The organism is Cupriavidus basilensis, from assembly GCF_029335485.1.
Taxonomy (GTDB): Bacteria; Pseudomonadota; Gammaproteobacteria; order Burkholderiales; family Burkholderiaceae; genus Cupriavidus; species Cupriavidus basilensis_E.
Genome location: NZ_JARJLM010000626.1, coordinates 1 through 11,655, shown reverse-complemented (window position 1 = coordinate 11,655; position 11,655 = coordinate 1). Strand labels below are relative to the sequence as shown.

The following is an 11,655-nucleotide window of genomic DNA, read 5'->3' as shown; positions in this document are numbered from 1 at the left end:
GGGCGTCCATGTGGAACGCAGCCTGCGCAGCCGCGCGGCAGTCCGCTTACTCGGGCTCAGCCACTTCGTTGCCCTTGCGGTCGATGTGGAACCAGCGCCCGCCGGTCATCGGGGTATGCCCGTGGCTATCCGTTACACCGCGATAGCAGCCATTGCAGACCCTGGCGATGCCGTTACGGAATGGCCATCCCCAGTCGTAAGTGGTGGCGATGGCCTGACGAAAATCGGGGCCGAAGTAGCCGATCTTTCCGTCCACCCGCGCACGCACCAGGCCCTCCGCAAAATCGTCGGCCCAATTGTCGTGGCTGATCACCGCCAATGATGCGCCGCTGCGGTCGACGTAGTAGTACTGGCCGTTGGCCAGCAGCGAAGCGACGCCCCGTTTATCGAAATCCAGGCGGCGCAGATGCCCTTTTGCGAGGTGCAGGCCTGTGGCGTCGGGGCGTACGCAATCGCGGTAGATGCGCCAATCGCCTTTCCTGTCGAAGTAGTTGCAGCTTTGCGCTGGATCGGTCCCGACCGGCGCGGCGGTGCCGGGCACCGCGCCAACCAGGCACAGGGCGGACAGGCAGAAGCCGTGCAGGAGACGGATGGGATAGCGGCGCAGAATCGCGCCGGACAGACAGAACATCAAGGCTCCCGGTGACTGGCGATTCGTCGATTATGCCGTCCAGGCAACGTCGTGCTGCGAGGTTGCGCCGAAGGCGCGTCATATGCTGACAGCGTGCGCCATCGCATCATTCTATCCGGGCTTTTTTTTCAGTTGCTGGCGCAGCCGTATGCCCTTGGCAATCCGAGCCAGGGAGAGATGCCGCTTGTCCTCGCTCAAGCCGCGAGCATGGAAAGCAAGGCCCGCTACGCACGGGGGTTGCCGGCCGGAGATGACAGGGCTACCAGGTAACCGAGCCCGGTCGCGCCGCCAATGCCGGCGCCCGCCAGCTGCAACGTGCTGCCCCGCACCTCGATCCTGACCGGATCGGTCTTCTTCCATTGCTTCTTCGGCACCACCAGCTTCCAGACCGCGTCCTTGTCCGCATCGCGGAAAAGTGCCACGACGCCGACGTATTCGGCGTCGGCATGCATCGGCTCGGAGAGACTCACGCTCGCTTCCGGGCGCAGTACCACGTCCATGGTGCGGAGCAGATCCGGTTTCAGCGATTCCAGGTCATTCATCTGCATCTGTGCATAGCTCAGTTGCTCGAAGGCCTGGGGGGACTTCAGCTGGTAGATCCGCACCACCGTCGATAACGATTGTCCGGCGCTAGTCGCATTCAGCGACGTTCGGCTGGCGAGATCGAGGTTCATGGTCTTGACCTGCGTCGTGAAGGCCCATTTCGCCGCCTCCACGGTGCTGTCTTTCATGGCTTGCCCGATCCCGCAACCGGCGACGGCAAGGGTAGTGAGCAGGGCTATGCCACCGCTTCGAAGCTGTTGCTTCATCGTGTTGAACCTCTTTCTGTAGTGTGTCGCTGCCGGCCATTGGCCTGGCCGTCTTCCTGCTGCGCGGGCGACCCGGCGCCGCCCCCCTGCCAGATTCCCAGTTGCACGCGCGTGATGGCGTCGCCGGGATCCGCGTCTTCCATGGCGGCGGACCGCCTGAGCTGCGTGGTGTAGCCGAGACTGGCCTGATCCGAATTCAGCGCCGGCGCCGGCATCAGCGAGCGCCGCACGTGCATTTCCAGATGCGCGTGCGCTGCGTAGCCCAGGTAGAAGCGCAGCAGCGCCATGACCTCCCGGTGCATCTCCCGCCCCGGCATCAACCCGAGCACCGATTCGCGCGCCGTTGGCTGGATCACGACGCGCACGGCATTCGTGCGATCGTGGAAGCCGCGTCCCAGCACGCAATTCTCCCCGAGCGGCATCCGTTCGGCCGAATCGAGGCGAACCCACACCGGGTGGAATTCCGCTACCGTGACCTGCGCATCCGGCACGGCGTGCTGCAGCACGCCGGCCAGGCCTTCCGCGGTGCGCGTGCGCTGGCTGGCCAGCCCCAGCATCGACAGCAGCTTCTGCGTAGGAACGCTCTGCCCCGGCTCCGACTGGCCGAAACCCAGCCCCAGCAGGCTCAGCAGATAGCGCGACACCGCATCCTGCCCGCCCTGCCGGAAGCCCACGGGATAGCGGTATTTACGCGCGACGCGGTAGAACTGCGTAACGATCCGGTGATGAAACAGGTCGAGAAACGCCGCCAGTGGCTCCGCGCCATCGCGATGCTGCGCAATCTCGTCCACGAAATAGGACGGCATGCGCGCGTCGACGCCATAGAGGCCGAGGAAGGTCGTGCGGACCACCGGCGGCAAATCGGGATGGTCGCTGTCGTGCTCTACCGCATCGATCTCCCGGCCAGGAAACCCGAGCCGCCCGCGCGAGCGGAAACGCACTGGCTCGCCGGCCGGTGAATCGGTTGTGCCCAGCGGTGGCCGCTGCGGCGCCGAGAGTTCGATCAGCTCGCACAGCCGGAAGAAGTTCATTTCCGGCGCGTTGGCCAACAGGGCCGGCAATAACGCAGCAGGTGCCGCCGTAACCCGATCTGTCCGGTTCAAAACGGTGCCCCCTCGCCCTTGCTGTCCGGCCACACGATACGCTCCCCGCCTGGCTGCGCGACGATCACCAGCCGGGTGTAGAGGTTCAGGGTGGCGTACAGCGCCAGGAATCGATCGAGCATCTCGCCGAACAGTTCCACATCGCCCGCGCCGGCAAAGCGGGTGCCATCGAGCGTGACCTCGATTTCCACCCCGCGCAGCAGGCCGCCCTTGACGAGCTTCTGCAGGGGTCGGTGACGCACATCGGTAATGGCATCGATGCGGCGGCGGTTCAGTTCCCCGTCGGTCCAGTCGTAGAGGGCAAGGCTGCCCCGGAGGACCTCGGCATCGAGCAGCGACAGATAATTTGGCGCCAGGTGAGACAGCACGCGCCAGTGGAAACGGTCGGCGGTCGGCGGATAGACCGGCAAGGTCGGCGCCGTCAGGTTGCGCACCGCGCCGACATGGTTGAAGCCGCCGCGCATCCGGGCAATGCCCGCCTCGCGCAGCCCCTTGCGCGGCAACATGCCGTTGGTGCCGGTCACCGACAGCGACAGGGTCTCCTGCGGCAATACCTGTTGCTGCTCCCAGGCATGGCCGCCGAGCACCACCCAGGTATCGAAGCGGCCCGAGGGGCCACGGCGCATGCGGGTGTGGAAGTAGCGCTCCGGCATTTCGTGCCGCAGCATGCCGCCGCGGTGGCGGAAGGCCGCGAACGGGGCATACTCGAAGCGCTCGCCGGAGGCGGCCTCGAAGCCGCGCACGGTGTCGACCGAGTACGCCTCGACGTGTTGCCCGTGATGCTCCAGCGCCCGCACCCGGTACTCGGTCTCGAACTGCGTGACCGTGATCGGATCGGCCTCCAGTTCGAACAGGTTGATGATGGGAGCGCAGAAGAGCCGCACGTTCTCGGCCGAGAAACGCATGTCGTCCGGAAACGGCTTGGCCAGCACCACCTCCACATCGAAGTGGCCGGCCTGCGGCGGGATGGCGTCCATGTCCAGCCCGACCAGATCGACGAACATGAACTTCTCTGGAAACGTGAAATATTCCAGCAGCAACTGGTAGCCGCCAAAGGCGTTGTCCGGCTTTGGCCACAGGCGCTCCTGCGTGCCGAAGCCGGCAGGCTCCAGACGCAAGCCCGCCATGGGCTGCGGCAAGCCCGGACGGTCGGCCGGGTAGCCGGGCACCCGCACATGCATGGACACGGGATCCGCGGTGAGCGCCGCGTAGAGCGCCAGCGCCAGCGGCCGGTCAGCGTGCAGGTAGAGCCGAAGACGGGGCACCGCCAATTGCTCACGCTGTGCCTGTGCCTGCAAGGCGAGCCGCAGGCGAATGACGGAACGGCCATCCTCGCGTGCATGGGCGCTGGCCTCGGTCAGGCGCAGCGGGTACAGTTCGACCGCCTGCGTGGTCCGGTAGATGCACTCGACCCCATCGCGGCCACTGCCCGCCTGGGTGTCGAGCGCCACGGGATCGGACACGACCTCGAGTCCGGCTGGCAGGGTCTCGTGGCGCTGCAGCGCGCCGCCGGCCGGCGTCAGCTCCAGGATCGACAGCGACGGAATCATGCGCAGGTAGTGCGGCCACAGCATGCTGACCAGCCCTTCGGTCAGCTCCGGCAACTCGTCGTCGAGCTTATGGCGCAGGCGCCCCATCAGGAAGGCGAAGCCCTCGAACAGCCGTTCGACGTGGGGATCGCGCTCGCCGATGCGGTCGATGTTGAGCATGCGCGCGCGGTCGGGAAACGCCTGCGCGAATTCCTTGCCGGCTTCGCGCAGGTAGCGCATCTCCGCTTCGTAGTAGCGCAGGATCTCGTTGTCTTGGGTGGGATGATTCATAAGGGAGAGTGGTCGCTGATGGTGGTCGCTGATGGTGATCGCTGAGCGTGCCGGCTATCTAGGCGAGGGCCACGGCGCGGGCCGGGTCGATGGCGGTCAGGTCTCCCACCAGCGCTTCGATGCGATGGGCCAGGGCAACCTTGTCCGCATCCTTGCGCATCATGCGCACCTTCAGCAGCCGCAGCAGTTGCTGCTTGGCCTCGAACGCCAGCGCTGGCTCCCAGGCGGCCACCTGGAAGCGCTGGGTATGCTGTTCCAGGGCATTCAGCAAATGCAGGGCCGTGTCCGCCCGGTCGGCACGCTCGGCCACGCGTGCCATCACCAGTTGCCGCACAAAGCGGTCCCGCTCGCCGTGCGGCGCCGGCAGGCCCTGCAGCCAGGCGAAGGCGGCATCGAGGCTCTGCTGCGCGGCGAGATCGGCCGCCTGGGCCTCCGTTTCCGCCCAGTCGGTGCTGGCGCACACCACCGCCACGGGCGCCACCGGTTCTCCGCGCTCTACGTCGCGCACGGTGGCGTGGCGCGCTATCCATTCCAGCGTGGTGTCATCCGCGAACGGCGTGCCGTCGGCAAAGGCCAGTTGATCCAGGCCGGGCAGGCGCTCCAGCATCAATGCGCAGTCGGTGGCCAGCAGGTCTCGCACCCACGCGCGACCGCGGGCAGCCCCGGCGGGATACTCGCCGCCGGCCTGGTCCTGGGCGGCGAAGGCGTAGCACTGCAAGTCCAGCCAGAAGTGATTCGCCCCCTCGGCAAAGGCCTGCTCCACGCGGTCGAGCAGTTCCGGCCACTGCCTTTGCAGCAGCAGGCGCTTGAGTTGGGCGCGCAGTTCCGCGCGGGGCGCCGCCAGGCGCGTCCTGCCGCTGGCCTCGTGCGGCGGGACCTCGGTGAGCGTATCCCAGCGCACGCAGCGCAACAGCCGGTAGGCGGCGAGATAGCCCTCGGGCTGCTCGCGCAGGAACAGCGCCATCTGGCGTGCCCGGTCCAGCAGGTCGCGCGTGGAAGCCACCTCGCCCGCCGCGGGCGGGCCCGCAATGGCACGTGGCCTGGATGTGTCGTCCCGCCCGGCATGATCGGTGGCTGGCGCGGACTCGACCCGGCCCTCGAATCTGCGAAACAGGGCGTCCAGTGCCGGGCGCGCCGGTTCCGGCCATTGCGCGGTGCGCTCCACGATCAAGGCCAGCGCGGACAGGGTTCGCTCCAGGTGCGCGCCGGCGAGGCCTTGTACCCGCTCGAGCCGGTTCGTGAAGGTCGCGCCGGCCAGCCATTCGAGCGCCGCCTTGCGGCTTTCCGCACGGGCCGGCAGCAACTGGGCGCCAAAGCGGTCGATCAGCGCCGACAACAGTTCGAGGCCGGCGGCGATACCCTCGGCGCCATCGCGCCGCATGCGTCCGTAGACGTAGTAGACCGCCAGGCGCACGTCCTTCGCGTTCGCCTTGAGCAGCCGCTCGGCGGATTCCACGATCATCGTATCGTTGACGTCGGACAGCTTGGCCACCTCATCCTTGATGGCAAGGAAGTCATCGTCGTAGCCGGGATCGTCCCCGGCCGGCGCATCCTGACGGATCGGCTGCAGCCACGGCTCCCAGCGGGCCTGCGTGGAGCGGGCCAGGTCCGATGGCGCGCGCGAGCCGAACAGCGCGTTAAGCAGATTGCTGAACATCGTCTCTCCTCCTCTTGCCCTAGCGCGGCGGACCGGGATTGGCACGCGACGCAACCGGCGGCTCCCTGCCCACAAAGATCCGCGACGGCAGCACAAAACCGCGCAGCGCCAGCATCTCCAGCGGGCCATGGCCGACCTCGGTGCGCAACTGGTAGCGGATCGGGTAGACCATCCCCGCCGGCGCCGGCAGCCGTGCGTCGCGCTCGGTCAGGCTGTCCGGGTCGGCGGGGTGGGATGGCGCCTGCCCTTCCGGCTGGCGCTCGCCCGTGCCGGGCTTCGGCCCCGTGCCGTCGGGCACACCCTGCCAGGTCAGCTGGAAGGTGGCGCTGTCGATCGGTACGATGCGCGCCCGCTCCAGCATCCGCACCAGCCCCCAGCGTCCGCCGAACTCGTAGTTCTTGTTGGTGCCGGCCTTCTCCGTCTGCCATTGCAGCCGGGTGCCCGGATCCTGCGGGTGGCTGGCGGGCCAGGCCATGGCCTGCCACGTCTCGCGCTGGTTGTAGTAGTGCAGCTTCTGGCCGTCCAGGGTCAGCACCGTGTCGGTCAGGCCCGGGGTCGGAATCGGCATGATCTCAAAGCGGTACCGCGGCTCGCCTTGCGCCAGCAGGTGGGCGGCAATCCGCTGCAGGGTATTGATGGCCTTGAGGAAGGCCGGGTCGAAGGCCTGCGCCTGCCCGCCGGTGGCGGCTGGCACCCATTGGTCGCCCTGCAGCTCGAGCACGCCGGCCAGCTGGGTGCCGAGGAAGCTGGCGATCAGGCCGCCCTGCGGGCGCAGGAAGCGCGCCAGCTCCGCCAGCGAGGCATCATTGGCGGTGTCGGCGAACGGGTAGCGGCCGGCGAACGACCGGCCCCACGCCATCGCGATGCCGTGCCGCCAGGCGTCGTTCAGGCTCGCCTGCGCCGGTTGCAGCACGGTCTGGGTGGCCTGCGCGATCGGCCGCACGAACAGCGTCTCGCCCATGCCGGCCCATTGGCTGCCCAGGCTGGCCGCCATCAACTGCGCATAGGCCTGCGTATCGGCCAGCTCCGAGCCCTTGCCCTGGAACAGCGCCTGCGCCATCTGCCGGGCCTGCGCATCGGCATCGGCGCTGTTGCTGATCTGCTGCAGGCGCAGGCGCAAGGCCGTGGCGCGGTCGAGGAACCGTTGCAGGCTCAGGTCGCCGCTGGCGCCCTGCCCGCCCTGGCCACCCTGCCCCTGTTCCACCAGCCGCAGCACCGGACCGAACGCGGCCCCCAGCGGCCCGGCCGGGTCGGCCTTGGGCGCCTCGGGTCCGGGCGCCTGCTTGCCGAGCAGGTCCTGCGCCTTGGCCACCAGCGTGTCGGACAGCGTGTCCTTGCGCGCGCCGGCGCCGCCCTGGTACGCGAGCGACCGCATCAGCGCGATCACCGGCGACTGGCGCGCATCGGCCAGCAGCTTGAGCTGCCCGATCGCCGCCGGCAAGGTGGGGGCGGCTTCCCACTGCAGGCTGTTCATGAAGCGCTGCCAGTGTTCCGCGTAGTCGGCGAAGTACTGCTCGGTCAGTGCGGCCTGCAGGTCCTCGGCGGTGCCGCCGTCAGCCTGCTGCGGCTTGCCCTGTTGCGGCTGCCCATCGGTGAGCACCCAGTCGCTGGCGATCTGCGTGCGCCTGGCCGCCTGCTCGATCGCCGCCGCCACGTGGCCCTCATAGGCCTGGCGGGTGTAGGCGCCCGGCACCGTCATGCCGGTCCGCACCAGCCCGCGCGTGTCGGTTCCCGCGGTCAGCGACACCAGGGTCTGGTCGGGATACTTGCTGCCGACGCCCTCGATCACGCCACGGTAGACCGTATCCTGCGCGTTGCGCTCCCCGATCACCGCCAGCAGGGTCGCGCGCGCGCCGGCCACCAGTTCGGCGCGGGGCTCGATGCGCCACGCCGGGTTGGCCTTGAGGTGCTGCGCATGGAACTGGAACAGCCGCTCCGCCAGATCCTGCTGCTCGCCCGGCGTGATGCGGGCCCCGGTGGACCACCGCCGGACCAGCTGCGGCGTCAGGAACGCCGGCTCGGCCCGCTCGGGGCTGGCCAGCATCAGGTAGGTCTTCAGTGCCTCGTGACCGCCCAGCGCCCACCGGCTGGTCTGCTCGTCCAGCCCGGTGGCCCGCATTTGCGCGAGATCCACCAGGGTCGCCTCCAGCTCCTGCTGGACCGGCATGACGAGCCGCTCCCGGCTGGCTTGCACGTAAGGCGTCCACAGCGCCGCCAGCACCGCCGGATCGCGGTTCAGGCCAAAGCGGGTCGCCAGCGGCGCGCGCTGCCCGGTGCGGTATTCGAAGCGCCCGATCTCCTGCTGCAAGGCAAGGAGTGCCCGCAGGCGCGTGGCTTCGTTGGGCGCCGACCGGACGTCGTTGACCGCCCGTTGGGCGGCCTGCACGTCCCGCCCGTTCAGCACGGCGGACACCAGCATGCCTACGCTCCACAGACCGATGGCGGCGAGCGCCGACACCGAACCGACCGTTGTCGGGTGCCAGCCGGTCCGCCGGCCCGGCTGGCGGCGGGCCGCCTCCCCCAGGTACTGCCAGAGCGGCAGGCTGGCGCCGCCCTGCACATCCGCGTTGCCCCCGGCCGCCAGCGGACAGGGGGCGAAGGCAATGCCACGGACCGGGACAGGCCGGCGTTGCCTGGGCGCCAGTCCCGCAATCCAGTCGGCGAGCGCCTTGCCGCGCGTATCGAGCCGCTGGGAAAGCTCGCCCTGATAGCGGTCGCGGTGGTCCAGGACCACCTGTTCGATGCTGCGCCACACCAGCCGGTCGCGCAAAGCCTGCAGGGCCCGCTCGATCGAACCGGCATCCGCCTGCTTGGGGAATTCGCAGGCGATGACGGGGGTATCGCCGCTGGCCACCGCGTCCGTCCGCGCCACATCGAGCAGCCAGACCGGGGCCGACCAGCGCAGCACCTCGGCGATGCGCGCGAGATGGATGCCCCAGGGCAGAGCGCCACGGCGCTGGGCAGGCAGATCCGCCTCGCCGTCCGTCACAAGGACAAGCGCGTCAACCGGACGGCGCCGGCGCAGCTTGTAGACCTGTTTGAGCCAGGCGGTATCGAGTTGGCCGTCCTGGGTTGTCTTGCTCCACAGCAGCACCGCGTCGGGGGTGATCAGCCAGCCGGACGCCACGATCTCCGGCAGCAGGCGGGTAATGGTGGGATCGTCGCCGGTGAGGAGCAGCCAGGGTTGGCGGTAGCGCCAGCGCCATCCAAAGGTAATTCGAAGCGCTGAACGCAAATCCACCGAGCGAGCAACCGCTGAAGCAGCGCCAGCCCTGGCTTCTGTCGCCGCCCTGTCGAGCACCGCAGGGGGTTCCAGTGACTGCTCTTTCGACGCCATCTGAAATCCCTGTCGAATCCCCGTGCGTCGAGAGAACGCAAATGCAAACAACGCCAACGCCACGGCGCCGATGCCCGCAAGCTCCCGGTCATGTTGGCCGAACCAAGCACGCAGATGCTCCGTATCGACAGTCAAAAACACATAGACCGTAACTGCCGCAAGTACGCTCGCCAGTATCAGCCACCGGCCCCAAGCATGATTCTTCAACTCAACTTCCCCCAGGTTTTGCTGGCACAACGACACACAAATGCGTTTGGTCACCGCCTGGCTCTTGCCATGCAACCAGTTGGCGCTCCGGATCCTGAGCCGCGGCTTCCAGCGCGGCAGCAAGGGCGATCCAGCCGTTCACCGGCCCATGCGCGCCAAGGATGTCGTCCAATTGAAGAACCAGCGGCTTATGCTCAACCGGTGCACAGAGTTCAGTCAGCAGCGCTATCCGATCCTCCCGGTCATGGCCCGATAGCCAGGCGCGCGGCAAGGCGCCCGGTCTTCCCTGCACGTCCAGCATCTGGCGCAGATCGGCAGCGATAGCCCCCAGCGGAGACGTCATCGGCCGCAGGATTAATGCCGCAGGGGCGTGCTCTCGACCGGCATGGCGCCGCCCGACGGCCGCCCTGGGCCCCAGCAGCAATGCCGCAGCACCCTCGCTGAACCGACTGTCACCTGTGTCGGACCAGATCTGCGCGGCGATGACCAGTTTGATTGGCATCCCATCTGCATCGAGACACGCTTCAAGCCATTGCGCGCAGTGCCCCGAATGGGCGTGAACGACCGTGATATGCATGGCAAGGTCCGGCGCCACTGCCTCCAGCAGGCGTTTTGCATTTGCCTTCCATTGCGTCTCCCGTGCCGGCGACGCATCGTCGAGCACGAGTAAAACCTCGATCGATTGCAGCGCCACCAGGACATCCGAGAATCGATCCGCGATGAGGCCAAGCAGCGTCTCGCACCGGGTATCGGCTTTATTCCCCCCCGCCCAGGGGAATCCGACAGACCGCCCCACATTCACCGGCAAATCGGCACCGCCAGCAGCAAGTGCCCCCGCGCCCGGGACAACGGGCAGGAATGCCGCCGCCCGGATGACCGGCAGGGGGCGCCGCGCCCAATCCCGCCAGAGCGAGGTCAAGCGGGCGGACTCCCTCTCGCTCTCCTCGGCAACCAATTGTTCCCGCTCCCACTGCACAAGCCGCAAGCCGAACAACAATCCAAAAGCACATGCGGGGAGTGCAATCAACAAGAGCCAGAAGCTCAATGTGTTGGTCGCGCTTCCCTGTGGCCACAGCAGCAGTACGGTTCCGGCACCGCCGCCCATGACGGCCACGAAGACAGAAAGCCAGACACTCATCCTGATGGGAGCGGGACGATCGAATGCCGTCAGCGCGGGAATAGGCCACGGCATGGGTCAGCGGGCCGAGAGCGTGGAGTGGACCGCAAGGATCGAGCATCCGCACGCCGCCTTGCAAAGATGCGTCACCAGCGGCTTGCCATCCGAGCGCATCGTTTCATCGCCTTCGACAATGGGATTGACGCCGTGCCCGTCAATCGGACAGTAGACGAGATCCCCCAGCAAGGCTGCCCGCTTGCCGTTCTCGAAAATTGTCGAGGTGGCTGTCATGACATAGCCGTTGTGATCCGTCGGATCGCCTTCGAACGCAATTGCTCTCATGGGAAATAGAATCGCTTTCATTCGGTTAGATCGTTCACTGGGTTCCATGCCGTTTCACGCAGTCATCGCCTTCATGCTGAATGTCATTGCTTGCTCCCGGACGTACCGGACCACTAGTCACGCACCAAACTGCCATTCTTCAGGCGATACATCGACAGTCCATGCTTCAAATCGTGCCCCCTCGCGTCTTTCACGCAGCCGCTGTCTTTCCCAAGAGAATAAAGAAAAGCATCTATCATCAGCAGAACACCATCGATACACCACCAGACTCCCAATCCACCCAGTGCGAGCAGCTTCAAGGTTCCAGTCCTGTATTTGCCGAGATAGAAGCGGTCTGCTCCGGCTAGTCCAAGAAAGAATTTTAGGAGCAGCGCAATCATGCGATTCTTTTGCATGGTCATCCCTGTGGTTAGTTGAAGGAGAAGCACGGATGCGCGGCGGTGGATCGGAGGGAAAACCGTATCGCGCACTACTTGTCGGCCTGTGCAACGGGATGGTCCTGGTTGACGGCGCAGCGCAAGGAGTGCGTCGCTGTGGGACCCGGGCCGACAACGTCGGTGAGAATATCTTTTCCGATGAGCATGGGATCGTGTGCGAACCGCATCATGTTCAGCCCCCCAACATAGTCACTA

9 protein-coding genes are annotated in these 11,655 nt (G+C 67.0%); all 9 read right to left on the bottom strand.

Translation table 11 applies throughout. The features are described from left to right. Window positions 1-46 precede the first annotated feature (46 nt). The 9 genes from P3W85_RS38460 to P3W85_RS38420 all read right to left on the bottom strand — a co-directional run bounded on the left by P3W85_RS38460 (window position 47) and on the right by P3W85_RS38420 (window position 11,418). Window positions 47-631, bottom strand: coding sequence for a WG repeat-containing protein (locus P3W85_RS38460; protein ID WP_017228293.1), 585 nt, complete (start codon window positions 629-631; stop codon window positions 47-49). Between the two features lie 224 nt (window positions 632-855). Next, entirely contained in the window at window positions 856-1,440 is a 585-nt protein-coding gene (gene tssJ, locus P3W85_RS38455; RefSeq protein WP_276268652.1) for a type VI secretion system lipoprotein TssJ, read from the bottom strand. Continuing rightward, a complete protein-coding gene (gene tssG / locus P3W85_RS38450; protein ID WP_276268651.1) occupies window positions 1,437-2,471 on the bottom strand; it encodes a type VI secretion system baseplate subunit TssG in 1,035 nt (344 codons plus the stop codon). The genes tssJ and tssG overlap by 4 nt, the downstream gene beginning before the upstream one ends. A gap of 68 nt (window positions 2,472-2,539) precedes the next feature. Next, window positions 2,540-4,363, bottom strand: coding sequence for a type VI secretion system baseplate subunit TssF (gene tssF, locus P3W85_RS38445; protein WP_276268650.1), 1,824 nt, complete (start codon window positions 4,361-4,363; stop codon window positions 2,540-2,542). Window positions 4,364-4,421: 58 nt separating this feature from the next. Beyond that, entirely contained in the window at window positions 4,422-6,020 is a 1,599-nt protein-coding gene (gene tssA / locus P3W85_RS38440) for a type VI secretion system protein TssA (RefSeq protein WP_276268649.1), read from the bottom strand. Between the two features lie 19 nt (window positions 6,021-6,039). Then, on the bottom strand, window positions 6,040-9,261 hold the full coding sequence (locus P3W85_RS38435; protein WP_276268648.1) for an ImcF-related family protein: 3,222 nt from the start codon (window positions 9,259-9,261) through the stop codon (window positions 6,040-6,042). A gap of 304 nt (window positions 9,262-9,565) precedes the next feature. Next, a complete protein-coding gene (locus P3W85_RS38430) occupies window positions 9,566-10,756 on the bottom strand; it encodes a hypothetical protein (RefSeq protein ID WP_276268647.1) in 1,191 nt (396 codons plus the stop codon). Between the two features lie 3 nt (window positions 10,757-10,759). Continuing rightward, window positions 10,760-11,044, bottom strand: a complete 285-nt coding sequence (locus tag P3W85_RS38425; protein WP_276268646.1) for a PAAR domain-containing protein — start codon at window positions 11,042-11,044, stop codon at window positions 10,760-10,762. A 92-nt stretch (window positions 11,045-11,136) separates the two neighbouring features. Further along, window positions 11,137-11,418 carry a TM2 domain-containing protein gene (locus P3W85_RS38420; protein ID WP_276268645.1) on the bottom strand — a complete coding sequence of 94 codons (282 nt, stop codon included), beginning with the start codon at window positions 11,416-11,418 and terminating at the stop codon, window positions 11,137-11,139. Window positions 11,419-11,655: the final 237 nt, after the last annotated feature.